This window comes from Pseudomonas sp. Con_6, assembly GCF_059379395.1.
In genome coordinates, this window is the sequence record NZ_CM182011.1 from 5,653,770 (window position 1) to 5,680,295 (window position 26,526).

Consider the following 26,526-nt stretch of genomic DNA (forward strand, 5'->3'; position numbering starts at 1 on the left):
GGCAAGCCAGCTCCCACAGGGGCCGTGCAGTCCCGGCCATTATCTTCCCTTCCCAGACAAACAGCAGCGATCCGGCGTCCTGCCTTCGTGCTTTTGCTATAAGATAACGCCCCAAAACGTACCCCCGCCTTGCTCCCGGAGTCCTTCATGACGGCCCCCGCCGAACTCTCGCCTACCCTCGAACTGGCCTGCGACCTGATCCGCCGTCCGTCGGTGACCCCGCTCGACTTCGATTGCCAGAAACAGATGATGCAACGCCTGGGCGATGCCGGCTTCATGCTCGAACCGATGCGCTTCGAGGACGTCGACAACTTCTGGGCCACCCACGGCACCCAGGACGGTCCGGTGCTGTGCTTCGCCGGCCACACCGACGTGGTCCCCACCGGCCCCGTGCAGGCCTGGCAGAACGATCCGTTCGAGGCGCTGATCGATGCCGACGGCATGCTCTGCGGCCGCGGCGCCGCCGACATGAAGGGCAGCCTGGCGTCTATGATCATTGCTACCGAGCGCTTCGTCGCCGATTACCCGAACCACCGCGGCAAGATCGCCTACCTGATCACCAGCGACGAGGAAGGCCCGGCCCACCACGGCACCAAGGCCGTGGTCGAGCGCCTGCGCGAGCGTGGCGAGCGCCTGGACTGGTGCATCGTCGGCGAACCGTCGAGCACCACCCTGGTGGGTGACGTGGTCAAGAACGGCCGCCGCGGCTCCCTCGGCGCCAAGCTGACCGTGCGCGGCAAGCAGGGCCACGTGGCCTACCCGCACCTGGCGAAGAACCCGATCCACCTGGCCGCCCCGGCCCTGGCGGAACTTGCCGCCGAGCACTGGGACGAAGGCAATGCGTTCTTCCCGCCGACCAGTTTCCAGATCTCCAACCTGAACTCCGGCACCGGCGCCACCAACGTGGTCCCGGGTGAGCTGACCGCGCTGTTCAACTTCCGCTTCTCCACCGAGTCCACCGTCGAAGGCCTGCAGCAGCGCGTCGCGGCGATCCTCGACAAGCACCAGCTGGACTGGGACGTGGAGTGGGCGCTGTCCGGCCTGCCGTTCCTCACCGAGCCGGGCGAGCTGCTCGACGCCGTCTCCGCCAGCATCAAGGCGGTGACCGGTCGCGAAACCCGCGCCTCCACCAGCGGCGGCACCTCCGACGGCCGCTTCATCGCCACCCTGGGCACCCAGGTGGTCGAGCTGGGCCCGGTCAACGCCACCATCCACCAGGTCAACGAACGCATCCTGGCCAGCGACCTCGACGTGCTGACCGAGATCTACTACCAGACCCTGACCCGGTTGCTCGCCTGATGCTCACCTGCCCCATCTGCCGGGAACCCCTGCGCGCCCTCGACAACGGTGTCGGCTGCCCCGCCAACCACCGTTTCGACCGCGCCCGCCAAGGCTACCTGAACCTGTTGCCGGTACAGCACAAGAACAGCCGTGACCCCGGCGACAACCAGGCCATGGTCGAAGCCCGTCGTGACTTCCTCAACGCCGGCCACTACGCCCCGGTGGCCGCGCGCCTGGCCGCCCTGGCCGCCGAGCGCGCGCCGGCACGCTGGGTGGACATCGGCTGCGGCGAGGGTTACTACACCGCGCAGCTCGCCGAGGCCCTGCCGGATGCCGACGGCTATGCCCTGGACATCTCCCGCGAGGCGGTCAAGCGCGCCTGCAAGCGCAGCCCGCAACTGACCTGGCTGGTAGCGAGCATGGCCCGCGTGCCGCTGGCCGATGCCAGTTGCCAGTTCATCGCCAGCGTGTTCAGCCCTCTGGACTGGCAGGAGGCCCGCCGCCTGCTCAGCCCCGGCGGCGGCCTGATGCGCGTCGGTCCCACCAGCGGCCACCTGATGGAACTGCGCGAAAAGCTCTACGACGAGGTCCGCGACTACAGCGACGACAAGCACCTGGCCCTGGTCCCGGCGGACATGGCCCACGCCCACAGCGAAATCCTCGAATTCCGCCTGAGCCTGGCAGCGCCCGCCGACCGTGCCAACCTGCTGGCGATGACGCCCCATGGCTGGCGCGCCAGCGCCGAACGCCGCGCTGCAGTGATCGACCAGGCGGCGCCGTTCGAGGTGACGGTGTCGATGCGTTACGACTATTTTGTCCTGCAGGACTGAGCCTTCCCGGAGAATCCCCATGCGCCAACCCGATATCGAGATCTACCTGAAGGACGCCGACGTCGACCACAAGCAGATCGCCGCCTGGCTGGAGGCCGCCCTCGGTCCTTGCAGCGAGTGGAAGCAGAAAGGCCAGACCTTCAAATGTACCGCCGGTGACATTCCTGTTACCTGGCTGCCCAAGGCCGTAGGAAAATGGAACAGTCTTTACCTGGAAAGTGACAAGACCCCGTGGGAAGACGACATCGCCTGTGCCCGCGCCGCCCATGCCGCGCTGAACGTCGAAGTGCGTTGCGCACCGGGTAGCTGGGTCGAGGAAGAAGGGGAAGAAGACGCCGACCGCTGGATCCGCATCAGCGCCGACGGCGAAGAGGAAATCACCTGGCGCACCAGCTGAACCGCTGGCGTTTTCAAGCTGCAAGCTGCAAGACGGGCACGATCAGCTTGCAGCTTGTGGCTTGTAGCTGACCGCTTAAAGTCCCACTACATCCTCGGCCTGAAGGCCTTTCTGGCCTTGGGTCAGGCTGTATTCAACCTGTTGCCCTTCGAGCAGGGTACGGTGACCCTCGCCACGAATCGCACGGTAGTGAACGAAAACGTCCGCCCCGCCTTCACGTTGAATGAAGCCATAGCCCTTGGCGTCATTGAACCATTTCACACTTCCAGTCTCACGAGACGACATCTGTAACACTCCGGATTTTTATTTTGGACTCGCCTTGTCTGCGGGAGATTTCGCTCCTGCGTACGCCGCTTGCTGAAAAACCCTGCAAGGGGCGGACCGAGTATAAGACAGACATAAATTAATTTTCATGACCTGGCCGGTTTTTGCTGAACTTGCGCGGATACGGCACACTTGCCTGCTGTCTGTACTTGCGTCCCATTTTTCAGAGCACACACCGTATGACCCGTTCTCCCCTGCGCCGCCTGATCTTCGGCGCCTTGCGCCGACTGTTGTACCTGTGGGTTCGCTCCGAGACCATCAACCAGTCCTCTTTTACCCTCAACCTGGACCGCAGTCGTCCGGTGTTCTACGCGATCCAGTCGCCGTCGCTGACCGACCTGGCCGTGCTCGACCGCGAATGCACCAAAGCGGGGCTGCCGCGTCCGGTACTGCCCGTGGCCGTGGGCGACCTGATGGAGCCCGCCGCCTTCTTCTACCTGACTCCGGAACCGGATTGGCTCGGCCGCCAGTACAAGCGCGGCGCGCCACCGACTCTGGGCCGCCTGGTCAGCGCGGTGAGCCAGCAGCCGGAGCAGGATGCGCAGATCATTCCGGTCAGTGTGTTCTGGGGCCAGTCACCCGCCAGTGAGTCCAGCCCGTGGAAACTGCTGTTCGCCGACAGCTGGGCAGTGACCGGGCGCCTGCGCCGGTTGCTGACCATCCTCATCCTCGGTCGCAAGACCCGGGTGCAGTTCTCCGCGCCGATCCATCTGCGCGAACTGGTGGAGCACAACAAGGGTCACGAGCGCACCGTGCGCATGGCCCAGCGCCTGCTGCGCGTGCATTTCCGCAACCTCAAGGCTGCGGTGATCGGCCCGGACATTTCCCACCGGCGCAACCTGGTCAAAGGCCTGGTGCACGACCCGCTGGTGCGCCAGGCAATCCTCGACGAGGCCGAGCGCGAGAAGATCCCGCTGGCCAAGGCCGAGGCCACGGCGCTGAAGTACGGCAACGAGATCGCCTCGGACTACACCTACACCGCCATCCGCTTCCTCGAAGTGGTGCTGAGCTGGTTCTGGAACAAGATCTACGACGGTATCAAGGTCAACCATATCGAACAGGTCCAAGGCATCGCCCCGGGCCATGAAGTGATCTACGTGCCGTGCCACCGCAGCCATATCGACTACCTGCTGCTCTCCTACCTGCTGTTTCGCAACGGCCTGACCCCGCCGCACATTGCCGCCGGGATCAACCTCAACATGCCGGTGATCGGCGGCCTGCTGCGTCGTGGCGGGGCCTTCTTCATGCGCCGCACGTTCAAGGGCAACCCGCTCTACACCGCAGTGTTCAACGAGTACCTGCACACCTTGTTCACCAAGGGCTTCCCGGTGGAGTACTTCGTCGAGGGCGGGCGCTCGCGCACCGGGCGCATGCTGCAACCCAAGACCGGCATGCTGGCCATCACCCTGCGCAGCTTCCTGCGTTCGTCGCGCACGCCGATCGTCTTCGTGCCGGTGTACATCGGCTACGAGCGGGTGCTGGAAGGCCGCACCTACCTCGGCGAGCTGCGCGGGGCGAGCAAGAAGAAGGAGTCGATCTTCGACATCTTCAAGGTGCTTGGCGCGCTCAAGCAGCGCTTCGGCCAGGTCTCGGTGAACTTCGGCGAGCCGATCCGCCTCAACCAGTTCCTCGACCAGCAGCAACCCGGCTGGCGCGAACAACAGCTCGCGCCGCAGTTCCGCCCGGCCTGGCTCAACGAAACCACCTCGCGCCTGGGCGAAAAAGTCGCCCGCCACCTCAACGAAGCGGCGGCGATCAACCCGGTCAACCTGGTGGCCCTGGCGCTGCTCTCCACCAGCCGCCTGGCCCTGGACGAACGCGCCCTGGCCCGCGTGCTCGACCTGTACCTGGCCCTGCTGCGCCAGGTGCCCTACTCGCCCCACACCACCCTGCCGGAAGGCGACGGCCTGGCGCTGATCAGCCATGTCCGCGGTATGGACCTGCTGGCCGAACAACGCGATGCCCTCGGTCGCATTCTCTACCTGGACGAGCAGAATGCCGTCCTGATGACCTACTACCGCAACAACGTCCTACACATCTTCGCCCTGCCGGCACTGCTCGCAAGCTTCTTCCAGAGCAGTTCGCGGATGAGCCGCGAGCTGATCCTGCAGTACGCCCGCGCCCTGTACCCGTACCTGCAATCAGAGCTGTTCATTCGTTGGGAACTGGACGAGCTCGATGCAGTGATCGACCAGTGGCTGGCGGCCTTCGTCGAACAGGGCCTGCTGCGCATGGAGAACGGCGTGTACCTGCGCCCGGCGCCGAGCTCGCGGCAATTCGTCCTGCTGACCCTGCTGGCCCGGGCCATCACCCAGACCCTGCAGCGCTTCTACATGGCCACCTCGCTGCTGCTCAACAGCGGCCAGCACAGCCTCAGTGCCGAAGAGCTCGAAGACCTGTGCGTGGTCATGGCCCAGCGCCTGTCGATCCTGCACGGCCTCAATGCCCCGGAGTTCTTCGACAAGAGCCTGTTCCGTCATTTCATCCAGACCCTGGTGGAGCAGGGCGTGCTGCGCCCTGACGAAGCCGGCAAGCTGGGCTTCCATGACAAGCTCGGCGAACTGGCCGAAGGTGCGGCGAAGCGCGTGCTGTCGGCGGAAGTGCGCCTGTCGATCCGTCAAGTGGCGCTGCACCGCGACGAAGCGGCTATCGGCGAATAATCCTACAAAACAGCGAGAAGTCGATTACCGAAAAATCCGCTAAAGTCCTCGATATCGGCCAAAAGCCGGTATCAAGGATCGGAGACCCCATGAAAAAACTCTTTATGCTGTTCTGCGCCTCGCTGCTTGTGGCCTGTTCCAGCCATTCCCCTGCCGACAAGGCCTCGCTGAACGGCGAAGTCTTCTACCTGCAACGCATCGCCCTGCCCCCGACGGCAACCCTGAACGTCGCCCTGCAGGACATTTCCCTGGCCGACGCCCCCGCCGTGACCCTCGCCAGCCAGAACGGCCCGGTCAAGGGCCAGGTGCCGCTGCCGTTCCAGCTGTCCTACGACCGCGCCCAGCTCAAGCCCGGCCACCGCTACGCGGTGAGCGCGCGGATCGAACTGGACGGCAAGCTGCTGTTCATCAACACCGAGCAACACAGCGTGCAACTGGACGGCAGCGACCCGCAGCCGCTGCGCATCAAGGTCGATGCGGTTCGTTGATTTTTCGTTTTCATCATTAAGGATGTCGTCATGATTCGCCGTACCCTCACCGTCACCGGCCTGTGTGCCGGCCTGCTGCTGTCCGCCAGTGCCCTGGCGCTTTCCCTTGGTGACCTGTCGCAGAAAGACGCCTCCGGCGGCCTCAAGGACGCCCTGAGCCAGGGCGCGCAGATTGCCGTCAAGCAACTCGGTACCCCGGGCGGTTTCAGCAACAACCCGGACGTGCGCATCGAGCTGCCGGGCAATCTGGGTAAGGTCGCGAAGAAAATGAAGCAGTTCGGCATGGGCGCCCAGGTCGATGAGCTGGAAACCAGCATGAACAAGGCCGCCGAGGCAGCCGTGCCACAGGCCCAGGCGATCCTGCTGGACGCGGTGAAGAAAATGACCGTGGATGATGCCAAGGGCATTCTCAGCGGCGGCAAGGACTCGGCGACCCAGTACCTGAGCAAGACCAGCCGCGAGCAGATCCGCGAGAAGTTCCTGCCGATCGTGAAAAGCGCCACCGACAAGGTGGGCGTGGCGCAGAAATACAACCAGTTCGCCGGCCAGGCCGCGAGCTTTGGTGTGGTGGATCAAAAGAGCGCCAATATCGAGGGTTACGTGACCGAGCAGGCGCTCAACGGGTTGTTCGAGATGATCGGCAAGCAGGAAGCCAGCATTCGCGAGAACCCGGCGGCTGCGGCGACCAGCCTGGCCAAGAAGGTCTTCGGCGCTCTCTGATCTTTCTTTGAGCTACAAACTTCAAGCTGCAAGTCAGAGCACCACGCTTTTTCTTGCAGCTTGAAGCTTGAAGCCCTCCCCCCGCCTATTCTTCTTTCCTGACCCTGAACCACGCCGCATACAACGCTGGCAGGAACAGCAAGGTCAAGGCCGTCGCCACGATCAACCCGCCCATGATTGCCACCGCCATCGGCCCGAAGAACACACTGCGCGACAACGGGATCATCGCCAGCACCGCCGCCAGCGCGGTCAGCACGATCGGCCGGAAGCGCCGCACCGTCGCCTCGATGATCGCCTGCCAGCGCCCCAGCCCCGCCGCGATGTCCTGCTCGATCTGGTCCACCAGGATCACCGAGTTGCGCATGATCATCCCCGACAGGGCAATGGTCCCGAGCATGGCGACGAAACCAAACGGCTGACGGAACAACATCAGGAACAACACCACCCCGATCAGGCCCAGCGGCGCAGTGAGGAACACCATGGTCATGCGCGAGAAGCTGCGCAGTTGCAGCATCAGCAGGGTCAGCACCACCACGATGAACAGCGGCACGCCGGCGTTCACCGAGTTTTGCCCGCGGGTCGAGTCTTCAACGGTACCGCCGACTTCCAGCAGGTAACCGTCCGGCAGTTCCGCACGCACCGGCTCCAGGGTCGGCAGGATCTGCTTGACCAGGGTCGCTGGCTGGTCCTTGCCGTAGATGTCGGCGCGCACGGTGACGGTGGGCAGGCGGTTACGGTGCCAGATGATGCCTTCCTCGAAGCCGTACTCCAGGGTCGCCACCTGCGACAGGGCGATGCTGCGGCCGTTGTCAGTGGGCACCGAGAGACTGGCCAGGCGGTCCAGTTCGGTGCGTTCCTGCACGGTGCCGCGCAGCAGGATCTCGATCAGTTCGTTGTCCTCACGGTACTGGCTGACGCTACTGCCCGTCAGCGAGCTCTGCAGGAACTTCGACAGCGCGGCGGTACTGACGCCCAAAGCACGAGCACGGTCCTGATCGATGTTCAGGTAGACCACCTTGCTCGGCTCTTCCCAGTCCAGGTGGACGTTGGCCACATGGGGGTTCTCACGGACCTTGGCCGCCACCTTGCGTGCCAGGGCGCGGACTTCCTCGATATGCTCACCGGTCACCCGGAACTGCACCGGATAGCCCACAGGCGGGCCGTTTTCCAAGCGTGTGACCCGGGAGCGCAGGTCGGGGAACTGCTCGTTCAGGGTGTCGATCAGCCAGGTACGCAGGACCTCGCGGTCCTCGATGGTCTTCGCCAGTACGACAAACTGCGCGAAGCTGGCCGCCGGCAGTTGCTGGTCCAGCGGCAGGTAGAAGCGCGGCGAACCGGTGCCAACGTAGGCCACGTAGTTGTCGATGCCTTCCTTCTGCTTGAGCATCTCTTCCAGGCGCTTGACCTGTACCGCGGTGTTGCTCAGCGAGGCGCCTTCGGCCAGCTTGAGGTCGACCATCAGTTCCAGCCGCCCCGAAGCCGGGAAGAACTGCTGCTCGACGAAGCGGAAACTCATGACGCTGGCGACGAACAAGGCCACGGTGGCCACGATCACCGTCTTGCGCCGACGTACGCACCAGCCCACCAGGCGCCGCACGCGCTGGTAGAACGGCGTGCCGTAGGGGTCAGTCTCACCGTCGTCGGTGGTGCCATGCTTCTTCGCATGCAGCTTGGCCAGGTCTGGCAGCAGGCGCTCGCCGAGGTACGGCACGAACACCACCGCCGCGACCCAGGACGCCAGCAAGGCGATGGTCACCACCTGGAAGATCGAGCGGGTGTATTCGCCGGTGCCGGACTGCGCGGTGGCAATAGGCAGGAAGCCTGCCGCAGTGATCAGAGTGCCGGTGAGCATGGGGAATGCCGTGCTGGTCCAGGCATAACTGGCCGCTTTGAGGCGGTCGAAGCCCTGCTCCATCTTGATCGCCATCATCTCCACGGCAATGATCGCGTCGTCCACCAGCAAGCCCAGGGCCAGTACCAGCGCGCCGAGGGAAATCTTGTGCAGGCCGATGCCCAGGTAGTACATGGTGGCGAAGGTCATCGCCAGCACCAGCGGAATGGCCAGCGCCACCACCAGGCCGGTGCGCATGCCGAGGGAGAAGAAGCTCACCAGCAGGACGATGGCCAAGGCTTCCACCAGCACGCGGACGAACTCGCCGACGCCGGTCTTCACCGCTGCTGGCTGATCGGAGACCTTGCGCAGTTCCATGCCCGCCGGCAGGTTGTTGGCGATACGGGCGAACTCGGCTTCCAGAGCCTTGCCCAGAACCAGGATGTCACCGCCCGCCTTCATCGATACCGCGAGTCCGATGGCGTCCTCGCCCATGAAGCGCATGCGCGGTGCGGGTGGATCGTTGAACCCGCGATGGACATCGGCCACGTCGCCGATGCGGAACGTGCGCTCGCCGACCCGGATAGGGAACTGCTCGATCTGCTCGACGCTGTCGAAACGCCCGGTGACCCGCAGTTGCAGGCGCTCGGTCGGGGTCTCGAAGAAGCCCGCGGTGCTCACCGCGTTCTGTTCTTCCAGGGCCTTTTGCACCGCCTCCAGCGGCAGCCCGAGGGTGGACAGCTTGGTGTTGGACAGCTCGATCCAGATCTTCTCGTCCTGCAGGCCCAGCAACTCGACCTTGCCCACGTCCTTGACCCGCTGCAGCTGGATCTGCACGCGGTCGGCGTAGTCCTTGAGCGTGGCGTAGTCGAAGCCTTTGCCGGTCAGGGCGTAGATATTGCCGAAGGTGGTGCCGAACTCGTCGTTGAAGAACGGTCCCTGGATACCCGGTGGCAGGGTGTGACGGATGTCCGCGGTTTTCTTGCGGATCTGGTACCACAGCTCGGGGATGTCCGCCGAATGCATGGAGTCGCGGGCCATGAAAGTGACCTGAGACTCACCGGGCCGCGAGAACGAGACGATCTTCTCGTACTCGCCGGTCTCCATCAGCTTCTTCTCGATGCGCTCGGTAACCTGGCGCGAGACTTCCTCGGCGCTGGCGCCGGGCCACAGGGTGCGGATGACCATGGCCTTGAAGGTGAAGGGCGGGTCCTCACTCTGTCCGAGCTTGGTATAGGACAAGGCCCCGACGATGGCCAGCAGGAGCATCAGGAACAGTACGATCGACCGGTTGCGCAAGGCCCAGGCGGAAAGGTTGAAACCCATCGGGACTTACTCCTTGGCCGCCAGATTCACCGTGCGATTGGACTGGTCCACCGGCCGCACCTGTTGTCCTTCGTGCAGCACGTGGCCACCGGCGGCGACCACCCAGTCCGAGGCACTGAGGCCTTCGAGCACCGGCACGCTGTCCTGGCCATAGGCACCGACCCGCACCGGGACGCGCTGCAGCGTGTTGTTGCCGTCGACGCGCCAGACATAGGTCTTGCCGTTCTCCGCACTGAGTGCCGAGAGCGGCACCGCCAGGGGAATCTGCTCGGCGTGCTGGATGAACACCCGCGCGCTCTGACCCAGTTCGGCCGGGACCTTGCCGGTGTTGAAGGCGATACGCGCGGCGAAGGTACGCGAGCGCGGGTCGGCGGCGGGCGACAGCTCGCGGATGCGTCCGTCGAAGCGCTGGCCCGGTTGCGACCAGAGTTCCACGGCGACCGGCTGGCCCACGGTGAAGCGGCCGAAATTCTGCTCTGGCAGGCTGATCAGTACCTCACGCTCGCCGTCGGCGGCGAGGGTGAACACGGTCTGTCCGGCGGCCACTACCTGGCCGACTTCCACCTGGCGCTTGGACACCACGCCGTCCTGAGAGGCACGCAGTACCGAATAACCCGCCTGGTTGCCGGCCACATCGAACTCGGCGCGCATCTGCTTGAGCCGCGCCTGGCCGGCGCGGTAGAGATTTTCCGCGTTGTCGTACTGGGAGTGGCTGACCATCTGCCGGTCCAGCAGCTTCTTGTAGCGATCACGCTCGGCCTGCACCAGGCTCAGGTTGGCCTCGGCAGCGGCGACCTGGGCGCGGGTGGCCTCCAGTTGCAGGCGCACGTCTTGCGGGTCCAGTTCGGCCAGCGGCTGGTCAGCCTTGACCCGCTGCCCCTCTTCCACCAGGCGCTTGCTCACCTTGCCGCCGATGCGAAACGCCAGCTCCGGCTCGAAGCGCGCACGCACCTCGCCGGGGTAGCTGTCCACTGCCGCCGAGGCCGGCTGCGGCTGCACCACCATGGCGGGGCGGATGACGGTGGGCGGGACGCTTTCCTGTCCGCAAGCGGACAACAGCGCGGCCAGGACGGCGGGCAGAGCGATGGGCAAGGCATGGCGCAACATGGGAAATGACCTTTCGCGAGGGTGCTTCGAATTTTTAGACTGGCGGGTATATTAAATCAGTGTGTTGCGTTGCGAAAGGTGGCGATTGGCACTTCGCCACAGCCTCTCGAAGAGAGATCAGGCGATTCATAGATGTATTGTTTTACGCATTACATTGCATATACTGCACCCCATGCGTCACCCGCCCGTGGTGACAGCCCGAGCAAACAAATTGAGGCAAAAGCCATGAGTGCACTTCTTGACCGTGCCGAGCAGGCGGTGTCTGCTACCGCGATGGTTCGCGGCTTCAGTGCGAAATTGAAGGAAGTTACCAGTGGGAAGGTCTCCCATCTGGTGATTTTCAAGGACAACGAGCCAGCGGCCGTATTGATGGGCGTCGCAGCATTCCAGGCACTCCAGGATGAACTCGACGACCTGCGCGCCGAGCGCAAGGCCATCGACCGGCTTTCCACACTGGACGAAGAGAAAACGGTGAGCCTCGAGGACATGGAGGCTCGCTTCAAGTAGGCGCGATGACGAAGTCTACAAGGCTGCCACGTGGCGCATCTGACTGACACCCGGCTCCGGCAGGGTGTTTAGTTTGAAGAACTACCCCTGCAACGACTCGAACACCCGCTGCCGGAACCAGCTCCGCAAGCGGTCCCCGTGGGTCCGCGCATGCCAGATCTGCATCACTTCCACCTGCGGCAGCTCCAGTGGCAACGGGTGCAGACTCAGGTCAGGATCCCGTGCCACCGCTTCCTCGGCCAACGAGCGCAGGCAGGTCAGCAGCAGATCGGTACCCCGCACCAGCCGGGTGGGTGCGATGAAGCTGGAAAGCCCCGCCACCACCCGACGCTCCAGCCCCCTCGCCTTCAATGCCCGGTCCACCAGGCCATCGAGATCACCGGTCAGCGTGGTGATCAGGTGTTCGCAGTCGATGAACGCCTGCAGATCCAGCCCCTTGGCCAGGCGAGGATTGCCCCCGGAGGCAAGCACGACGAAATCCTCGCCGAGCAACCGCTGCTGGTGAAACGTCTCCGGCAGGTCGGTGTAGAAACCGGCGATGGCCAGGTCGCAGGTGCCCTTTTCCAGCTCTTCCCGGGGCAGCGCGCCGCGAGTGTTGTGGGTGATCAGCACCAGGTTCGGCGCCTCCCTGCGCAGCACCGGCAACAGTCGCGGCAGCAGGATCTGCTCCATGTAGTCGGTGCTGTAGAGGTGCAGGCGCTCGGCACGGGCGAGGAAGTCCTGGCCGTCGCACAAGTCGTAGAAGGCTTCCAGGTCTCCCACCAGTTGCTGCACCCGCGGCGCCAGTTCATGGGCCCGGGGCGTCGGCGTCAGCCCGCGGGGTGCGCGGACGAACAGCGGATCGCCAAACTGATGGCGCAGCTTGTTCAGCTTGTGGCTCAGCGCGGGCTGGCTGAGGGACATGCGCTCGGCGGCGACCGAGGCATTGCGCTCCTGGTACAGCACATGGAAGACCAGCAGCAGGTTGAGATCTTTCCTGGCGATATTCATTTTTTGGAAGACTGTGATAAAGGCTTTCGAATTCCCGAATCATAGTGACTGTCGGAAGATGACGTCCATCGACCCTCGGGAGCCCTCTCATGAGCATCAGCATCTTCGCCAGCATCTACCCCCAAGCCGAACACCGTGACCAGGTGGAGCAAGCCCTGCGGACGATGGTCCGGCAGTCCCGCGCCGAACCGGGCAACCTGCGCTACGACCTGTTTATCCGCCAAGGCGAGGCCCTGGCATTCGACCTGTTCGAACTCTATGTCGATGACGCCGCCGTGGACGCCCATCGCCAGAGTGCCCACTACCAGCACTACCGGAGCACCACCGCCGCCTGGCTGGCCGCGCCCACCGAGGTTCGCCTCGCCCGTGCGCTGGACATTGCCCCGCTCAACTGATTTCAGGACCTTTCTCATGACCAAGACCACCCGACTGGCGATGGCAGTCGCCGGCGCCCTGCTTTCCGCGTCCGCCACCGCCGCGCCCAAGGGCGAAGTGCTGGTACTGCTGTCCAGCGAAAACCGCCTGCCGCTGAACGATGGCAAGCAATACGCCACCGGTTACTACCTCAACGAATTCGGCGTACCCGCCGACCATCTGCTCAAGGCCGGCTACAAGCTGGTGCTGGTGACGCCGAAGGGCAATGCGCCGAGCGTCGACGAGCGCTCGGTGGACCCGCAGTACTTCGCGGGTGACGCCACGGAGATGAAGCGCATCCAGAAACTGGTGGCGAGCCTGCCGGGCATCGACGACACCCTGTCGCTCAAGGAAGTGCTCGCCGGCGACCTGGATCACTACGCTGGCTTGCTGATCCCCGGCGGTCACGCACCGCTGATCGACCTTGCCAACAACCCGGAGGTCGGCGCCCTGCTGCGACACTTCCACCAGGCCGGCAAGCCGACCGCGGCGATCTGCCACGGCCCGATTTCCCTGCTTTCGGCCCAGGCCGATCCGGCGGCCTACCAGGCAGCGCTGGCGCGGGGCGAAAAGCCGGCCGCCAAGGACTGGATCTACCAGGGCTATCGCATGACCATCTTCGCCGACGCCGAAGAGCAGGTGTTCGAAAGCTCATTGAATGGCGATCGCATCCTGTTCTACCCGGCCAGGGCGATGGAGGGCGCAGGTGGCAACATGAGCTATGCCCAGGCCTGGAGTCCGAACGTGGTGGTGGATAGGGAACTGATTACCGGGCAGAACCCGTTTTCCGACCATGAACTGGGCAAGGCGTTGGTCAGCAAGCTGAGTGAAGCCAAGTCCCACTGACTTGGCGGAAACCTGTGGGAGCGGGCTCAAGCGCTCTCCCAGGCGCCCCTCTTCTCCATCAGGAAGTCGATGAACGCCCGCAGCCGCAGCGGCACGTGCCGGCCATGCGGGTACAGCAGGCTGAACGGCCGCGAGCGCCCGCCGAAGTCCTTCAGCACCTCCACCAGCGTCCCGTCCGCCAGTTCGCGCTCGACGATGAAGCGATAGGTCTGGAACAACCCCGCGCCACTCTTGGCCAGGGTCACGCCGCCAAGCACATCGTCGGAGCAGACATAGCCACCCTCGCCGAGAATCTCCCGCGGCTCGCCGTCCTCATGGAACAGCCAACTGATACGCCGCCCGCTGCTGGGCAGTTCGAACTGGATGCATTCGTGCCGCTCCAGCTCCGCCAGCGACACCGGCTCGCCAACCCGGGCCAGGTATTCGGGCGTTGCGATCACCACCAGCGCGGCGTCTTCCAGCAGCCGCGCGATCAGCGTCGAGTCCGGCTGCGCACGCACGCGGATGGCCGCGTCATAGCCTTCGCCGACGAAATCGATATTGCGATTGCTCAAGTGGATATCGACGCTGACCTTCGGATAGCGCCCACGAAACTCCGCCAGCAGCGGCAGGATGCGGTGATGACCGTAGGTGGTGGGCAGGCTGATGCGCAGGGTGCCCGTCGGCTCCAGTTGCCGCCCCATCACGCCGCGCTCGGCCTCGACCAGTTGAGTCAAGGCCTGCCGGCATTGCTCGTAGTAGCTGCGCCCGCCTTCGGTCAGGCGGATGCTGCGGGTGGTGCGGACGAACAGGCGCACGCCAAGACGCTCTTCCAGGCGGGCCACCGAGCGGCTCACCGCCGCCGGCGTCACCCCCGCGGACAGCGCCGCCGCCGTGAAGCTGCCTTCCTCCGCTGCCAGGCAGAACAGCTCGATGCTGCCCAGCAGCACATCGTCGAATTGTCGTTTCGCCATTGATTACACCATGTATCAACTGAAGTGCTCGAAGGTCTGTTTATCCCTTTCCACCGCAAAAATATAGTGGCTGCCACAGCGCGCTGATCACCCTTTCGAAACCTTTGCGGAGAAACATCATGAGCAAGCAGACCGTCGTGATCACTGGCACTTCCAGCGGTATCGGCCTGGGCCTGGCCCGGGCTTTCCTGGCGCGCGGCTACAACGTCGTGGGCAATGCCCGCAGCGAGGAACGGATGTGGCAGAGCAAGCTGGCGCTGGGCAACCCGGCGAACTACATCGGTGTCGCCGGTGACATCGCCCGGCCGGAGACCGCGGAACAGCTGTTCAAGGCAGCGATCGAAACCTTCGGCGCGGTCGACGTGCTGGTCAACAACGCCGGCTTCTTCCTGCCCAAGCCTTTCACCGACTACACCCCGGTGGAGCTGGAGAGCCTGCTGGAAACCAACCTCAAGGGCGTGGTCTACGCTTCGCAGGTCGCAGCGCGGCACATGATCGAGCGTCAGCAGGGCCATATCGTCAACATCACCGCGGCCGTGGCCTTGCAAGCCAACCTGGCGGTGCCGGCGGCGCTGCCGGTGCTGATCAAGGGCGGTCTCAACCAGATGACCCGTGCCCTGGCCCTGGAGCTGTCGCCGCACAACATCCAGGTCAACGCGGTAGCGCCCGGCATCATCGAGACGCCGATGCACGATCCGGCGATCCACGGCTTCCTCGCCGGCCTGCAACCCAGCGGCCGGATCGGGCGCATCGAAGACATCGTTGACGCAGTGCTGTACCTGGCGGATGCCGACTTCACCACCGGCGCGGTCCTACCGGTGGATGGCGGCATGAGCGCAGGCAAGTGGTAAGCGGACAACCCATCACACAGGAGCGCACGACATGCCTTTCGTAAGCCTTCGCATCACCCGCGACGGAGTGACCCGGGAACAGAAAGCCCAGGTCATCCGGGAATTCACCGAGACCCTGGAACGGGTCCTAGGCAAGCGGCCGGACCTGACCCATATCGTGATCGAGGAGGTGGACACCGATAACTGGGGGTACGCGGGGATGACCACCACGGAATATCGCAGCAAGGAGGGATAGCGGTCGGGGACCATCGCGGGCAATGCCCGCGATGGCGTCCACCCGGTAACGTTGTACTATCTACCGCTTCAAAACCTGTAAAAGTGCCCCATGCCCCAAGATCCCACCGTATCCAGCGGCCCAGGACGGCCCAAGGACCTGGCCAAGCGCCACGCCATTCTCGAAGCCGCCAAGGAGCTGTTTCTCACCAATGGCTATGCCAACACCAGCATGGATGCGGTCGCGACAGCGGCAGGTGTATCGAAACTGACGGTCTACAGTCACTTCAACGACAAGGAAAACCTGTTCACCGAGGCCATCCTCGCCACCTGCCAGGCGCAGTTGCCAGGGCTGATCTTCGAACTGCCCGAAGGCATGCCGCTGGAGCAGGTGCTGATGAATATCGGCCGGGGTTTCCAGGTGCTGATCAACAGCGATCACTCGATCAAGCTGCACCGCCTGATCATCACCCAGGGGCCGCAGGATCCGCAGTTGGGTCAGATCTTCTACGAAGCGGGGCCGCAGCGGATCCTCGGCGAGACGGAAGCGCTGCTGCGCCTGGCCAATGATCGCGGCATGCTGCGGATTGCAAATCCGTCTACGGCGGCAGAGCATTTCTTCTGCCTGCTCAAGGGCGGGGCGAATTTCCGGCTGTTGCTGGGGTGCGGGGAACCGTTGACGACGGAGGCCGCCGAGGTGCATGTGCGGGAGGTGGTGGAGTTGTTCCTGCGGGCGTACCGCGCCTGATTGAACGACGCGGAACCCATTGACTCAGCGGGGCCCCGCTCCCACAGCTTTGGATCAAGGCTTCAGGGCCTTCTTCGGATAGATGTCATACCGGCTGGATTTCCCCTCCAGGCTATGACTCGGCTTCGCCCCCTCGATGATCGGCGCCTTGCGCGGGCGCTTGACCACCACCCGATGCGTCGCCAGGGCCAGCGCGGCCTCCAGCAGCGCCGGCGCATCCAGGTCATCCCCCACCAGCGGGCGGAACACGCGCATTTCCTTCTTCACCAGGGCACTCTTGTCCCGGTGCGGGAACATCGGATCGAGATAGACCACCTGCGGCGGCTCACCCTGCCAGTTGCGCATGGTCTCGATGGAATTGCCGTGCAGCAACCGCATCCGCGCGACGATCGGCCCCACTTCGTCATCCCCGGCCGCCCGCGCCAATCCATCCTCCAGCAACGCCGCCACCAGCGGCTGGCGCTCGATCAACTGCATGTCGCAGCCCAGCGTGGCCAGCACGAACGCATCCTTGCCCAACCCCGCCGTGGCATCCAGCACCCGCGGGCGCACGCCCTGGGCAATGCCCACCGCCTTGGCGATCATCTGCCCGGCACCGCCGCCATACAGACGGCGATGGGCGGCACCGCCTTCGAGGAAGTCGACCCGCACCGGCCCCGGCGCCTGCGGGCCGAGCTGCTGGATCTGCAAGCCATCGGGGCCGACCTGCACGGCAAAGGCAGCCGTCTCGTCGTGCAGCGGCAAGCCCAGCCGCGCCGCCCATTCCTCGGCCCGCGCCTGATAGTCGGCGGTCAGTGCCTCGACCCGGATACCGCCTTCGACCTGCTGCTCCACACTCACCTTCCTGCTGCAAAAAAAGTTAAAGATCGACGCCCATGGCCCGATACACAAAGTACGCGCCATTTTGCCAGAGCTCTTCGACTCCGATGTCAGAGATTCTTCAACTTCCCTCAGGCTACCTGTCACCCGTCGGTGACTACAGCCGCCACAACACCCAGGCCCTGGGCGGCGTCAGCCACCTGTGGCAGGACTTCTTCGCCCGCGCCCTGGCCGCGCAGCAGGAAGAAGGCGTGGTGCGCGAGCCGCTGCCGGTTGAGGAAGTGGATGTCGAGACCGGCGAGCCGATCACCGGCAGCCAGACCCTGGCGCAGATCCAGAGCCAGCGCCTGTGCAATGTCACGGACACCGAAGTCGCACCGCCGGAGCCGCTGTTCCTGCCGATCGCCGAGTTCGAACTGGACCTGCTGGACAAACCCGCTCCACCCTTCAGCGCCGCCGAACTGATCGAGCAGCAGCGCCAGCTGGATATCAGCAACAGCTGGGTTCGCCCGGTAGTCATGAGCCAGGGGCATCCGCATCCCGAGCCGGGCCCGGCGCCAGCGTCCTATCCGCTGCACCTGCCGATCGCCGAACTGGAACGCAAGCTGCTGGATCCGGCAGCGGAGCCGTTCGACGAAGCCACCCTGGCCAAGCAGCAGCATGACCTGGACTTCGATATCCAGTGGGCGCGTCCGGTTGTACTGAATAACGTGCGTATCGCTGCCTAACGACAAACCCTCCAGCGACCCATGTCCAGGTGGAAGTGGTTATGGTGCGCCGCGTTGTAGTCCGGCCCCAATACCGTATTGAAGCTCTCGCAGGCGCCATCGCGCACCTGGCGGAGAAAGCGTGCCTTCGCGCCGTCGCCACTCCAGTCCCTTTGCAGTTCGATCCTCTGGCCATCCTTCAGGCGAAAACCGGCGATATCCAGCGCATTGGCCGTGGCGTGCTGGCTCAGGCGCCCGTCGGCACGGTTGTAGACGTTGCGACAGGCATAGCTGCCTAGATGGTCGACCTGCACCACGGGCTGTCCGAAGACTTGTTGCGCTGCGGGCTGCAGCGCATGCCGTTCGAACAGGGCGAAGGCCACGGCAACCGGGCAGGTGGCGAGAAAGCTGCTGCTAAGGCGCACCGCCGCGCCCTGCACCCGCACCACGTTGGTCAAGGGGCACCTGGCATCGGCGGGAGTATCGGCCTGCGGGCTGTAGCGCAGATCGGAGGTGGCCAGGGCAGCGGCGCACAACTGTGGGTCGTCGCGCAGCCGGCCAAGCTTCCATGAGGTCAGCAGGTTGGGCGGCTGGCGCACATCCAGCGGCGCCCAGGGATTCCACTGGTCCGGCAGGCGCCAGCCCTGCCGCCAGCCGAACAGCGCCACGCCGGCCAGCACCGTCAACAGCACCAGTCCGCCGTAGCGCATGGAGGCTCAGCGCCGGAACAGGGTGTTGAGCTGGTCGAACGACAGCGCCTTGTCCCCATGGTCGAAGCGCCCTTCCCCGCGAATCCGCGTGGCCGCCTCGAAGAAAGCGCCATAGGCGACCCGGGCCAGGGACGACCCCACGCTGATGCGCTTCACTCCCAGCGCCTCCAGGTCAGCAAAGCCCAGGTTCACCCCGGCCAGCCCCATCAACACGTTGACCGGCTTCGGCGCCACCGCCTTGACCACCCGCTGGATATCCTCCGCCGTGCGCAGGCCCGGGGCGTAGAGCACATCGGCGCCAGCCTCGGCGAAGGCCTGCAGGCGGGCGATGGTGTCGTCCAGGTCATTGCGCCCATGCAGCAGGTTTTCCGCGCGGGCACAGAGCATGAAGGGAAAGTCCAGGCTGCGGGCGGCAGCCACGGCGGCCTCGACCCGCTCCACGGCACGATGGAAGTTGTAGATCGGCTCCTCGCTGCGCCCCGTGGCGTCCTCGATGGAGCCACCCACCAGACCGGCCCGCGCCGCCTGCAGGATGGTTTCGTGGCAGCCGGCCGGGTCATCGCTGAAGCCGTTCTCCAGGTCCGCAGCCACCGGCAAGGCCGTGGCATCGACGATGGCGGCGGCATTGGCCAGGGTCTCGTCGCGACTGATGGCACCTTCGGCATCCGGCCGGCCAAGGGAAAACGCCAGGCCGGCGCTGCTGGTGGCCAGGGCCTCGAAGCCGAGGCTGGCGAGCATCTTCGCCGAGCCGGCATCCCAGGGATTGGGAATCACGAAGGTACCGGGGCGCTCATGTAGCGCTTTGAAGGCTTCGGCACGCAGGGTTTGCACATCCATGGTGGAACTCCCAGGGCAGACGGCGGGAAATCACAGCAGGCCGAGTTGTTCGACCTCCGGCCCCCGCTCGGGTTCATGCAGGGTCGGCAGCCCCGGCAGGCGTTCCATCAGGCCACGATGGAAACGCTGGGCCAGGGCTGCGGCCAGGCGGTTGTCGGCGGTATGCAGAAAAACATAGGGGCTGCGCCCTTCCTCGATCCAGGCGGCGACCTTGTCCAGCCACGGCAGGAGGAAAGGTTCATTGGCCTCGAGTTCGGGGTGACCGATGAAGCGCACCTGCGGGTTCTGGCTGAACGCCGTCGGCCGCGGTGGCACCCGGGGCTTCTTGGATTGGGCGTGCAGCACGCTGGCCTCGCGGGAAGTACAACTGAACAGTGCCCGCGGGTCGAGGCAGATGCGTTCTATACCGCGCTCATGCAGCAGGCGGTTGAGCTGGCGCTCCTCCTCGCCCTTGGCAAAGAAGGCGTCGTTGCGCACCTCGACCGCCACCGGCACGCCGATCTCGTCGACAAAGTGCAGCAGTTCGCCCAGGCGCGCCGGGCCGAAGCTCGCCGGCAGTTGCAGCCAGTACGGCGCTACCCGGCCGCCAAGGGGCTTGAGCAGTTGCACGAAGCTGCGGGCGGCTTCCAGCTGCGCGTGGAGGTCACCGCTATGGCTGATGTCACCGGGAAACTTGGCGGTGAAACGGAAGTGCGCCGGCATGATCTGCGCCCAACGCTCGACCGTGGCCGGCGCGGGCCGCGCATAGAAGGTGGTATTGCCTTCGACAGCATTGAAGACCTGGCAGTAGAGGCCAAGGAAGTCGGTGCTTTTCGCGTCGGCGGGATACAGGTAGTCGCGCCAGGCGTTTTCGCTCCAGGAGGGACAACCGAGGAAATAAGGCAGGGATAGTGAGCTCATTGGCTCAAATGTACAGATCCAGCCCCAGTACTTCCATCTCCCAATCGACGAAGCCGGCCGTGGTCAGGTAGCTGGCCAGGGCACCGGCGGTGCGCCGGTCGCGTGCACGGGGGAAGATCATGTCCTGCGGCCGGGCCGGCAGGTTGGGCGTGCTGCGTTGGGCGTTGCTGGCCGGTTGTGCCTCGACCTCGGCGACGATGTCGTCATCCGACTCTTCCACGCGCACCGGCCCCTTGCGCTGGGGACGCTTGAGCGGGTAACTCGATGAGGAAAAGCCGTCGATACGCATGCAGATGTACTCAGGGCCGATGATGGCAATTTAGCGGCACCTGAGTTCCCTTGCAAATGCGCTACTGATAACTGGACCACATATACACAATTTGGTTTACGGCAAACGGCGATAACCGACCGGAGGTCATCAGCCCTTCTTGGGCGTGGCCACCTTGTCGCGCAGGTAAACAGGCTGGGCCTGTTCCGCCGGCACACTTTCACCGCGATCCCAGGCGAATTTCGCCAGGGTCAGCAGGTCCAGCGCATCAGGCAGCATACTGGCATCCTGGGCATCCACCTTGACCGCCAGACGCTCCGCGTAGCCCCAGCCGGTACCGGCGCCAAACCATGGACCGCCCGCACCGGCGGGAAGCGCGACCTGCTCGGGCGGCAATACCGCTTCGGCACCCTGCAAACGCATCTCCCCTTCTACTTCCTCATAGCAGCCCCAATAGACTTCGTCCATTCGCGCATCGATGGCAGCCGCCACACGGTGCACGCCATGCTCACGCAAGGCACGCTGGGCCAGCACCGCCAGGTTGGACACCGGCAGCACCGGACGCTCAAGAGCGAAGGCCAGGCCCTGGACCACGCCGATGGCGATGCGCACGCCGGTGAAGGCGCCCGGTCCGCGACCAAAGGCGATGGCATCGACATCCCTCAGGGCAACACCGGCCTCGGCGAGCAGGACCTGGATCATCGGCAGCAGTTTCTGGGCATGCAGGCGCGGGGCCACCTCGTAGTGGCTCGTGATCTTGCCATCGTGCAGCAAGGCAACGGAGCAGGCTTCAGTGGCGGTATCCAGGGCCAGCAAGGTGGTCATCGGGGGTTCCAGGCGAGAGAAAAAAGAGCGGCATTATAACCGCAGTTTCAAGCTCCAAGCGGCAAGCCATGAGAAGAAGCCAGCCTGCGTAGGCGCTGCTTTTTCTTGCAGCTTGAGACTTATGGCTTGCAGCTGGAAATGACAACGGCCCGCAAGCGGGCCGTTGGCGATACGAGGCGGGGATCAGCTCAGGGCTGCCAGCACCTTGGCGGTGATGGCTTCGACCGAACCGACGCCAGGAATGTGGCTGACCTTCGGTTTGCCGTTGGCGGCTTCCAGCTTCTGGTAGAAGTCCACCAGCGGCTTGGTCTGCTCGTGGTAGACCTTCAGGCGGCCACGTACGGTTTCTTCGTTGTCGTCAGGACGCTGGATCAGGTCCTCACCGGTGACGTCGTCCTTGCCTTCAACCTTCGGCGGGTTGTAGACCACGTGGTAGACGCGACCGGAGTCCAGGTGCACGCGGCGACCGGCGATACGCTGGACGATCTCTTCGTCGTCGACAGCGATCTCGACCACGGCATCCAGCGAGACGCCAGCGGCAACCATGGCTTCAGCTTGAGGAATGGTGCGCGGGAAACCGTCGAACAGGAAACCGTTGGCGCAGTCTGGCTGAGCGATACGGTCCTTGACCAGGTTGATGATCAGGTCGTCGGAGACCAGTTTGCCAGCATCCATCACGGCCTTGGCTTCCAGGCCCAGCGGAGTGCCGGCCTTGACCGCGGCACGCAACATGTCGCCGGTCGAGATCTGCGGAATACCGAACTTCTCGGTGATGAACTTTGCCTGAGTACCTTTACCGGCCCCGGGAGCTCCCAGCAGAATTACGCGCATCTTGTGCTCCTCATTTTTTATAAGCAAATCAATGGATTCGCAGGATTGGCGAATCGCAGGAAATCGGGCGATGACCATAAATCGGTCAAAAGGCTGCCCAAGATACACAGCGCACCGGGACCATACAAGCGGTCGAAAGTCGGAAAAACCTGCGACACGAAGCCACGGTGTATACAGGTTGCGCCCAGCGCAACCGACTATTCAGACAGGCATTTCCTACGAGTTTTGGGGAGCCATCTGACTCCCCAAAACTATCCATCTGACACTCAGCCTGTGTTGCGCAAGCCTGCCGCGATACCCGCCACGGTGACCAGCAGGGCCTGCTCCAACGGGCTGTCCAGAGCGGCTTCGCGCTCCCGCGAGCGGGCCAGCAGTTCGGCCTGGAGCAGGTGCAGCGGGTCCAGGTAGGTGTTGCGCAGGCGAATGAACTCCAGGGTCGCCGGGCTGTGTGCCAGTAGCACCGGCTGGCCGGTCAGGCCCAGCACCACCTGGCACGCCTGCGACAATAGGTCGCGCAGATGTTCACCCAAAGGTCGCAGTTCCGGTTGCACCAGACGTTCGTCGTAGAAGCGGGCGATGTCCGCGTCGGCCTTGGCCAGCACCATCTCCAGCATGTCGATGCGGGTGCGGAAGAACGGCCACTCCTCGCGCATCTGTGCCAGCAGTGGCCCCTGGCCGCGGGCCAGGGCGTTGTTCAGCGCCGCTTCCCAGCCGAGCCAGGCCGGCAGCATCAGGCGGGTCTGGGTCCAGCCGAAGATCCACGGGATCGCCCGCAGGCTCTCGATACCGCCGGCGCGGCGCTTGGCCGGGCGGCTGCCCAGCGGCAGGCGGCCAAGCTCCTGCTCAGGGGTGGACTGGCGGAAATACTCGACGAAGTCCGGGTTCTCCCGCACCACGCCGCGGTAGGTCTTCACCCCGTCGGCGGCCAGTTGGTCCATCAGCTCGCGCCAGGCCGGCTGCGGCGGTGGCGGCGGCAGCAAGGTGGCTTCGAGCACGGCGGCCAGGTAGAGGTTGAGGTTCTGCTCGGCGATATCCGGCAGGCCGAACTTGAAGCGGATCATCTCGCCCTGTTCGGTGGTACGGAAACGCCCGGCCACCGAGCCCGGCGGCTGTGACAGGATCGCCGCATGGGCCGGACCACCGCCACGCCCGACGGTGCCACCGCGACCATGGAACAGCAGCAGCTCGACCTCCTGCTCGCGGCAGATCTGCACCAGGGTTTCCTGGGCCCGGTACTGCGCCCAGGCTGCGGCGGTGGTGCCGGCGTCCTTGGCCGAGTCGGAATAGCCGATCATCACTTCCTGCGGGCCGTGCAGACCGGCGCGATAGCCCGGCAGGCCGAGCAGACGCTGCATCACCGGGCCGGCGTTATCCAGGTCGGCAAGCGTCTCGAACAGCGGCACCACGCGCATCGGCCGCAGCAGGCCGGCTTCCTTGAGCAGCAGTTGTACCGCCAGTACATCGGAGGCGGCGCCAGCCATGGAGATCACGTAAGAACCCAGTGAGGCCGCTGGCGCTGCGGCAATCTCACGACAGGTGGCCAGCACCTCGGCGGTGTCGGCCTGCGGCTTGAAGTGCGCCGGCAGCAACGGCCTGCGGCTTTGCAGCTCACGCTGGAGGAAATCGATGCGGGTGTCTTCGCCCCACTCCCCGTAGCGGCCCAGGCCCAGGTAATCGGTGATTTCGCTGAGGGCGGCGCTGTGCCGGGACGAGTCCTGGCGCACATCGAGGCGGACCAGGAACAGGCCGAAGGTCACGGCGCGGCGCAGGCAGTCCAGCAACGGGCCATCGGCGATCACGCCCATGCCGCATTCATGCAGGGATTCGAAGCACAGGTGCAAGGGTTCGAACAGCTCGCGGTTGTCCTGCAACACCTGCGGGCCGGGCACCTGAGGCGTGGTCAGGGCGGCCTGGGCCCAGGCGCGGGTCTCGCGCAGGCGTTCGCGCAGCGGCTTGAGCACCGCGCGGTAAGGCTCGGCGCAGTCGCCGACCTTGGCCCGCAATGCAGGACTGGCCTGCTGCATCGACAATTCGGCGGCCAGGGAATGCACGTCGCGCAGGAACAGGTCGGCGGCCATCCAGCGCGCCAGCAACAGCACCTCGCGGGTTACAGCGGCGGTGACATTGGGGTTGCCATCACGGTCGCCGCCCATCCACGAGGCGAAGCGGATCGGCGCTGCTTCCAGCGGCAGGCGCAGGCCGGTGGCGGCATGCAGGGCCTGGTCCGCCTTGCGCAGATGGCTGGGGATGGCGTGCCAGAGAGAATGCTCGATCACGGCGAAGCCCCATTTTGCCTCGTCCACCGGGGTCGGTCGTGTACGGCGGATTTCCTCGGTGTGCCAGGCCTCGGCGATCAGCCTTTGCAAGCGTTCACGGACCTGCTCGCGCTCAGCGGGGGTCAGGTCGCGATGGTCCTGGGCGGCCAGTTGCGCAGCGATGGCGTCGTATTTCTGGATCAGGGTGCGCCGCGCCACTTCGGTGGGGTGAGCGGTCAACACCAGTTCGATATTCAGCTTGCCCAACTGGCGGGCCAGCGCGTCGTCACTGTGGCCAGCGGCCTTGAGGCGGGCCAGCAGTTCCGGCAGTACCCGGGCCTCGAACGGTTCGGGCTGCTCGGCATCGCGGCGACGGATCAACTGGTACTGCTCGGCGATGTTGGCCAGGTTAAGAAACTGATTGAAGGCCCGGGCCACTGGCAGCAACTCGTCGTCGGCGAGGTCTGCGAGGGTCGAGCTCAGCTGTTCCTCGCCGCCACTGCGATCGGCCTTGGCGCTGTGGCGAATCGCCTCGATCTTCTGCAGGAAGGCTTCGCCGTGCTGCTCGCGCACGGTATCTCCCAATAGCTCGCCCAACAGATGGACATCTTCCCGCAAGCGCACATCGATATCGGTCATCACCTTCTCCATACCCTGGAAAAACCGCTTTTCTTGCAGAGTGCCCCACTACCGGTGGTGCTTTCAAGGCACGGGCGCGAGCGAACTGGCTACGCTTTAACCAGTCCCAATGGATTTACGGAGGGCATCATGAAAATTCGTGAACTTGTGCAGTCCTGGGAACAGAACGCCAAAGGCCGCCTGAGCCCCACCGGACACACCTTGTACCTGGATGTCGAAGCGACGGCGCGCCTGGCCGCGCTGGCCGAGATGTACCCAAAACGCAGCCCTGAAGAGCTACTCGGCGAACTGCTCGGCGCAGCGCTGGAAGAGCTGGAGGCCAGCTTCCCCTACGTCCAGGGACAGCAGGTGATCGCCACCGACGAGGAAGGCGATCCGTTGTATGAAGATGTCGGCCCGACCCCGCGTTTCCTGGCGCTGTCGCGGCAGCATCTGCATGCGCTGAGCAGCGGCAAGAACGCACCAACTCATTGACGCATTGTCCCTCCTGTGGGAGCGGGTTCACCCGCGATGATGGTGGTGGATTCACTATCGCAATCGCGGGTAACACCCGCTCCCACAGGTTTTTTGCTAGCCTGGAAATCCCCGAATACCCCTCCATCACCGTAAAAGTTCCCGCTCTTCTCCACTGACCGATCAGTCAGAAAAAGTCGTCATCAAGCGGCACTTTTTCTGAACTTTTGCGAAAACGCGCGACTCCGAGCCATTAGCCACTACGGCAAAATCACCTCCCGGGCCCTGATCCGGTGAGGCGTGTCGATGGACTGTTACGGACCTCGTCGTTCATCAGGAGTGATCCAATGGAGTTGACCACCATGAAGACCCGCATCGAGAAATCCCCGTTCCAACTGCGCGGGATCAAACTGGCCGCCCTGGCCCTGGGCAGCAGCCTGGTTCTGGCCGGTTGCGCTGGCAAGCCACCTACCGAGCAGTACGCCGTGACCCAGTCGGCGGTGAACTCGGCCGTCAGCGCCGGTGGCACCGAATATGCCGCCGTGGAAATGAAAGCCGCGCAGGACAAGTTCAAGCAGGCCGAAATAGCCATGCATGACAAGAAGTATGACGAAGCGAAGATCCTCGCCGAACAGGCCGAGTGGGATGCCCGCGTCGCCGAGCGCAAGGCCCAGGCCATGAAAGCCCAGAAGGCCCTGCAAGATGCCCGCCAGGGCGTAGAGGACGTGCGCGAGGAAGGCATGCGCGCTGCCGACCCGATGCAGCCGCAGCCGTAAGCGCCGCCGCCCCGAGCATT

Annotated in this window: 28 protein-coding genes; 15 read left to right on the forward strand and 13 right to left on the reverse strand. The window is 64.6% G+C overall.

What is annotated here, in order from left to right; genetic code table 11:
• The first annotated feature begins 147 nt into the window (after positions 1-147).
• From dapE to AC5QPF_RS25475, 3 genes are read left to right on the forward strand one after another with little or no spacing between them, the layout of a single operon-like run.
• Positions 148-1,299 carry a succinyl-diaminopimelate desuccinylase gene (gene dapE / locus AC5QPF_RS25465; RefSeq protein WP_494960430.1) on the forward strand — a complete coding sequence of 384 codons (1,152 nt, stop codon included), beginning with the start codon at positions 148-150 and terminating at the stop codon, positions 1,297-1,299.
• Entirely contained in the window at positions 1,299-2,111 is an 813-nt protein-coding gene (locus AC5QPF_RS25470; RefSeq protein ID WP_494960431.1) for a putative RNA methyltransferase, read from the forward strand. Before dapE ends, AC5QPF_RS25470 begins: the two co-directional genes overlap by 1 nt.
• A 19-nt stretch (positions 2,112-2,130) precedes the next feature.
• Entirely contained in the window at positions 2,131-2,508 is a 378-nt protein-coding gene (locus AC5QPF_RS25475) for a hypothetical protein (protein ID WP_458978692.1), read from the forward strand.
• A gap of 75 nt (positions 2,509-2,583) precedes the next feature.
• On the opposite strand, the gene AC5QPF_RS25480 is transcribed toward AC5QPF_RS25475, so the two are convergent.
• On the reverse strand, positions 2,584-2,793 hold the full coding sequence (locus AC5QPF_RS25480; protein ID WP_009395290.1) for a cold-shock protein: 210 nt from the start codon (positions 2,791-2,793) through the stop codon (positions 2,584-2,586).
• 218 nt (positions 2,794-3,011) lie between these two features.
• On the opposite strand from AC5QPF_RS25480, the gene plsB reads away from it, so the two are divergent.
• From plsB to AC5QPF_RS25495, 3 genes are all read left to right on the forward strand, one after another.
• A complete protein-coding gene (gene plsB / locus AC5QPF_RS25485) occupies positions 3,012-5,492 on the forward strand; it encodes a glycerol-3-phosphate 1-O-acyltransferase PlsB (protein ID WP_494960432.1) in 2,481 nt (826 codons plus the stop codon).
• 89 nt (positions 5,493-5,581) lie between these two features.
• A complete protein-coding gene (locus tag AC5QPF_RS25490) occupies positions 5,582-5,980 on the forward strand; it encodes a YbaY family lipoprotein (RefSeq protein WP_494960433.1) in 399 nt (132 codons plus the stop codon).
• A 30-nt stretch (positions 5,981-6,010) separates the two neighbouring features.
• The gene (locus AC5QPF_RS25495) at positions 6,011-6,700 is read left to right on the forward strand and encodes a DUF4197 family protein (protein ID WP_494960434.1); all 690 of its coding nucleotides are present in this window, start codon (positions 6,011-6,013) and stop codon (positions 6,698-6,700) included.
• A gap of 85 nt (positions 6,701-6,785) precedes the next feature.
• Here the strand turns inward: AC5QPF_RS25495 and AC5QPF_RS25500 are convergent, their stop codons facing one another.
• Complete coding sequence (locus tag AC5QPF_RS25500; protein WP_494960435.1) at positions 6,786-9,857, reverse strand: efflux RND transporter permease subunit; 3,072 nt, start codon at positions 9,855-9,857, stop codon at positions 6,786-6,788.
• Positions 9,858-9,863: 6 nt separating this feature from the next.
• Positions 9,864-10,964, reverse strand: a complete 1,101-nt coding sequence (locus AC5QPF_RS25505; protein WP_494960436.1) for an efflux RND transporter periplasmic adaptor subunit — start codon at positions 10,962-10,964, stop codon at positions 9,864-9,866.
• 273 nt (positions 10,965-11,237) lie between these two features.
• On the opposite strand from AC5QPF_RS25505, the gene AC5QPF_RS25510 reads away from it, so the two are divergent.
• Positions 11,238-11,471, forward strand: coding sequence for a type II toxin-antitoxin system Phd/YefM family antitoxin (locus tag AC5QPF_RS25510; RefSeq protein WP_458980382.1), 234 nt, complete (start codon positions 11,238-11,240; stop codon positions 11,469-11,471).
• An 81-nt stretch (positions 11,472-11,552) separates the two neighbouring features.
• Here the strand turns inward: AC5QPF_RS25510 and AC5QPF_RS25515 are convergent, their stop codons facing one another.
• Positions 11,553-12,461, reverse strand: coding sequence for a LysR substrate-binding domain-containing protein (locus AC5QPF_RS25515; protein WP_494960437.1), 909 nt, complete (start codon positions 12,459-12,461; stop codon positions 11,553-11,555).
• Positions 12,462-12,550: 89 nt separating this feature from the next.
• Between AC5QPF_RS25515 and AC5QPF_RS25520 the strand changes: the two genes are divergently transcribed.
• Together AC5QPF_RS25520 and AC5QPF_RS25525 are read left to right on the forward strand one after the other, a co-directional pair.
• Entirely contained in the window at positions 12,551-12,856 is a 306-nt protein-coding gene (locus AC5QPF_RS25520) for an antibiotic biosynthesis monooxygenase (protein ID WP_494960438.1), read from the forward strand.
• Between the two features lie 16 nt (positions 12,857-12,872).
• On the forward strand, positions 12,873-13,721 hold the full coding sequence (locus AC5QPF_RS25525) for a DJ-1/PfpI family protein (RefSeq protein WP_494960439.1): 849 nt from the start codon (positions 12,873-12,875) through the stop codon (positions 13,719-13,721).
• 26 nt (positions 13,722-13,747) lie between these two features.
• Here the strand turns inward: AC5QPF_RS25525 and AC5QPF_RS25530 are convergent, their stop codons facing one another.
• Positions 13,748-14,674 (reverse strand): LysR substrate-binding domain-containing protein, encoded by a 927-nt coding sequence (locus AC5QPF_RS25530; RefSeq protein ID WP_494960440.1) that lies wholly within the window; start codon positions 14,672-14,674, stop codon positions 13,748-13,750.
• 119 nt (positions 14,675-14,793) lie between these two features.
• Between AC5QPF_RS25530 and AC5QPF_RS25535 the strand changes: the two genes are divergently transcribed.
• From AC5QPF_RS25535 to AC5QPF_RS25545, 3 genes are all read left to right on the forward strand, one after another.
• A complete protein-coding gene (locus AC5QPF_RS25535; protein WP_494960441.1) occupies positions 14,794-15,525 on the forward strand; it encodes an SDR family oxidoreductase in 732 nt (243 codons plus the stop codon).
• A 31-nt stretch (positions 15,526-15,556) separates the two neighbouring features.
• Positions 15,557-15,760: a 2-hydroxymuconate tautomerase family protein gene (locus AC5QPF_RS25540; RefSeq protein ID WP_494960442.1), complete on the forward strand. Its 204-nt coding sequence runs from the start codon at positions 15,557-15,559 to the stop codon at positions 15,758-15,760.
• A gap of 90 nt (positions 15,761-15,850) precedes the next feature.
• Positions 15,851-16,486: a TetR/AcrR family transcriptional regulator C-terminal domain-containing protein gene (locus AC5QPF_RS25545; protein ID WP_494960443.1), complete on the forward strand. Its 636-nt coding sequence runs from the start codon at positions 15,851-15,853 to the stop codon at positions 16,484-16,486.
• 54 nt (positions 16,487-16,540) lie between these two features.
• Here the strand turns inward: AC5QPF_RS25545 and AC5QPF_RS25550 are convergent, their stop codons facing one another.
• Complete coding sequence (locus AC5QPF_RS25550) at positions 16,541-17,320, reverse strand: class I SAM-dependent methyltransferase (RefSeq protein ID WP_494960444.1); 780 nt, start codon at positions 17,318-17,320, stop codon at positions 16,541-16,543.
• A 92-nt stretch (positions 17,321-17,412) separates the two neighbouring features.
• Here AC5QPF_RS25550 and AC5QPF_RS25555 point away from each other — a divergent pair, with 92 nt between their 5' ends.
• The gene (locus AC5QPF_RS25555; protein ID WP_494960445.1) at positions 17,413-18,033 is read left to right on the forward strand and encodes an energy transducer TonB; all 621 of its coding nucleotides are present in this window, start codon (positions 17,413-17,415) and stop codon (positions 18,031-18,033) included.
• On the opposite strand, the gene AC5QPF_RS25560 is transcribed toward AC5QPF_RS25555, so the two are convergent.
• From AC5QPF_RS25560 to ppc, 7 genes are all read right to left on the reverse strand, one after another.
• Entirely contained in the window at positions 18,030-18,722 is a 693-nt protein-coding gene (locus tag AC5QPF_RS25560) for an extensin family protein (protein ID WP_494960446.1), read from the reverse strand. The genes AC5QPF_RS25555 and AC5QPF_RS25560 overlap by 4 nt on opposite strands.
• 6 nt (positions 18,723-18,728) lie before the next feature.
• Entirely contained in the window at positions 18,729-19,559 is an 831-nt protein-coding gene (locus AC5QPF_RS25565) for an isocitrate lyase/phosphoenolpyruvate mutase family protein (RefSeq protein WP_494960447.1), read from the reverse strand.
• Between the two features lie 30 nt (positions 19,560-19,589).
• Positions 19,590-20,459 carry a DUF72 domain-containing protein gene (locus AC5QPF_RS25570; RefSeq protein ID WP_494960448.1) on the reverse strand — a complete coding sequence of 290 codons (870 nt, stop codon included), beginning with the start codon at positions 20,457-20,459 and terminating at the stop codon, positions 19,590-19,592.
• Positions 20,460-20,463: 4 nt separating this feature from the next.
• Positions 20,464-20,748 (reverse strand): hypothetical protein, encoded by a 285-nt coding sequence (locus AC5QPF_RS25575; RefSeq protein WP_494960449.1) that lies wholly within the window; start codon positions 20,746-20,748, stop codon positions 20,464-20,466.
• Between the two features lie 129 nt (positions 20,749-20,877).
• Positions 20,878-21,552 carry a tRNA (adenosine(37)-N6)-threonylcarbamoyltransferase complex dimerization subunit type 1 TsaB gene (gene tsaB, locus AC5QPF_RS25580; protein ID WP_494960450.1) on the reverse strand — a complete coding sequence of 225 codons (675 nt, stop codon included), beginning with the start codon at positions 21,550-21,552 and terminating at the stop codon, positions 20,878-20,880.
• A 183-nt stretch (positions 21,553-21,735) separates the two neighbouring features.
• Complete coding sequence (adk, locus tag AC5QPF_RS25585; protein ID WP_009403268.1) at positions 21,736-22,383, reverse strand: adenylate kinase; 648 nt, start codon at positions 22,381-22,383, stop codon at positions 21,736-21,738.
• Between the two features lie 266 nt (positions 22,384-22,649).
• Positions 22,650-25,277 (reverse strand): phosphoenolpyruvate carboxylase, encoded by a 2,628-nt coding sequence (ppc, locus tag AC5QPF_RS25590; RefSeq protein ID WP_494960451.1) that lies wholly within the window; start codon positions 25,275-25,277, stop codon positions 22,650-22,652.
• A gap of 129 nt (positions 25,278-25,406) precedes the next feature.
• Between ppc and AC5QPF_RS25595 the strand changes: the two genes are divergently transcribed.
• Positions 25,407-25,751: a pilin assembly protein gene (locus tag AC5QPF_RS25595; protein WP_494960452.1), complete on the forward strand. Its 345-nt coding sequence runs from the start codon at positions 25,407-25,409 to the stop codon at positions 25,749-25,751.
• A gap of 326 nt (positions 25,752-26,077) precedes the next feature.
• On the forward strand, positions 26,078-26,506 hold the full coding sequence (locus AC5QPF_RS25600) for a DUF4398 domain-containing protein (protein ID WP_494960453.1): 429 nt from the start codon (positions 26,078-26,080) through the stop codon (positions 26,504-26,506).
• Positions 26,507-26,526 lie beyond the last annotated feature (20 nt).

What these genes read in the sequence shown, in the direction of transcription:
- AC5QPF_RS25575 (WP_494960449.1), bottom strand. Translation starts at nt 20,748, where the DNA reads ATGCGTATCGACGGCTTTTCCTCATCGAGTTACCCGCTCAAGCGTCCC.
- AC5QPF_RS25500 (WP_494960435.1), bottom strand. Translation starts at nt 9,857, where the DNA reads ATGGGTTTCAACCTTTCCGCCTGGGCCTTGCGCAACCGGTCGATCGTA.
- dapE (WP_494960430.1), top strand. Translation starts at nt 148, where the DNA reads ATGACGGCCCCCGCCGAACTCTCGCCTACCCTCGAACTGGCCTGCGAC.
- ppc (WP_494960451.1), bottom strand. Translation starts at nt 25,277, where the DNA reads ATGACCGATATCGATGTGCGCTTGCGGGAAGATGTCCATCTGTTGGGC.
- AC5QPF_RS25595 (WP_494960452.1), top strand. Translation starts at nt 25,407, where the DNA reads ATGAAAATTCGTGAACTTGTGCAGTCCTGGGAACAGAACGCCAAAGGC.
- tsaB (WP_494960450.1), bottom strand. Translation starts at nt 21,552, where the DNA reads ATGACCACCTTGCTGGCCCTGGATACCGCCACTGAAGCCTGCTCCGTT.
- AC5QPF_RS25490 (WP_494960433.1), top strand. Translation starts at nt 5,582, where the DNA reads ATGAAAAAACTCTTTATGCTGTTCTGCGCCTCGCTGCTTGTGGCCTGT.
- AC5QPF_RS25540 (WP_494960442.1), top strand. Translation starts at nt 15,557, where the DNA reads ATGCCTTTCGTAAGCCTTCGCATCACCCGCGACGGAGTGACCCGGGAA.
- AC5QPF_RS25560 (WP_494960446.1), bottom strand. Translation starts at nt 18,722, where the DNA reads ATGCGCTACGGCGGACTGGTGCTGTTGACGGTGCTGGCCGGCGTGGCG.
- plsB (WP_494960432.1), top strand. Translation starts at nt 3,012, where the DNA reads ATGACCCGTTCTCCCCTGCGCCGCCTGATCTTCGGCGCCTTGCGCCGA.
- adk (WP_009403268.1), bottom strand. Translation starts at nt 22,383, where the DNA reads ATGCGCGTAATTCTGCTGGGAGCTCCCGGGGCCGGTAAAGGTACTCAG.
- AC5QPF_RS25565 (WP_494960447.1), bottom strand. Translation starts at nt 19,559, where the DNA reads ATGGATGTGCAAACCCTGCGTGCCGAAGCCTTCAAAGCGCTACATGAG.
- AC5QPF_RS25480 (WP_009395290.1), bottom strand. Translation starts at nt 2,793, where the DNA reads ATGTCGTCTCGTGAGACTGGAAGTGTGAAATGGTTCAATGACGCCAAG.
- AC5QPF_RS25530 (WP_494960440.1), bottom strand. Translation starts at nt 14,674, where the DNA reads ATGGCGAAACGACAATTCGACGATGTGCTGCTGGGCAGCATCGAGCTG.
- AC5QPF_RS25570 (WP_494960448.1), bottom strand. Translation starts at nt 20,459, where the DNA reads ATGAGCTCACTATCCCTGCCTTATTTCCTCGGTTGTCCCTCCTGGAGC.
- AC5QPF_RS25510 (WP_458980382.1), top strand. Translation starts at nt 11,238, where the DNA reads ATGGTTCGCGGCTTCAGTGCGAAATTGAAGGAAGTTACCAGTGGGAAG.
- AC5QPF_RS25555 (WP_494960445.1), top strand. Translation starts at nt 17,413, where the DNA reads ATGTCAGAGATTCTTCAACTTCCCTCAGGCTACCTGTCACCCGTCGGT.
- AC5QPF_RS25475 (WP_458978692.1), top strand. Translation starts at nt 2,131, where the DNA reads ATGCGCCAACCCGATATCGAGATCTACCTGAAGGACGCCGACGTCGAC.
- AC5QPF_RS25545 (WP_494960443.1), top strand. Translation starts at nt 15,851, where the DNA reads ATGCCCCAAGATCCCACCGTATCCAGCGGCCCAGGACGGCCCAAGGAC.
- AC5QPF_RS25470 (WP_494960431.1), top strand. Translation starts at nt 1,299, where the DNA reads ATGCTCACCTGCCCCATCTGCCGGGAACCCCTGCGCGCCCTCGACAAC.
- AC5QPF_RS25515 (WP_494960437.1), bottom strand. Translation starts at nt 12,461, where the DNA reads ATGAATATCGCCAGGAAAGATCTCAACCTGCTGCTGGTCTTCCATGTG.
- AC5QPF_RS25600 (WP_494960453.1), top strand. Translation starts at nt 26,078, where the DNA reads ATGGAGTTGACCACCATGAAGACCCGCATCGAGAAATCCCCGTTCCAA.
- AC5QPF_RS25535 (WP_494960441.1), top strand. Translation starts at nt 14,794, where the DNA reads ATGAGCAAGCAGACCGTCGTGATCACTGGCACTTCCAGCGGTATCGGC.
- AC5QPF_RS25495 (WP_494960434.1), top strand. Translation starts at nt 6,011, where the DNA reads ATGATTCGCCGTACCCTCACCGTCACCGGCCTGTGTGCCGGCCTGCTG.
- AC5QPF_RS25505 (WP_494960436.1), bottom strand. Translation starts at nt 10,964, where the DNA reads ATGTTGCGCCATGCCTTGCCCATCGCTCTGCCCGCCGTCCTGGCCGCG.
- AC5QPF_RS25520 (WP_494960438.1), top strand. Translation starts at nt 12,551, where the DNA reads ATGAGCATCAGCATCTTCGCCAGCATCTACCCCCAAGCCGAACACCGT.
- AC5QPF_RS25525 (WP_494960439.1), top strand. Translation starts at nt 12,873, where the DNA reads ATGACCAAGACCACCCGACTGGCGATGGCAGTCGCCGGCGCCCTGCTT.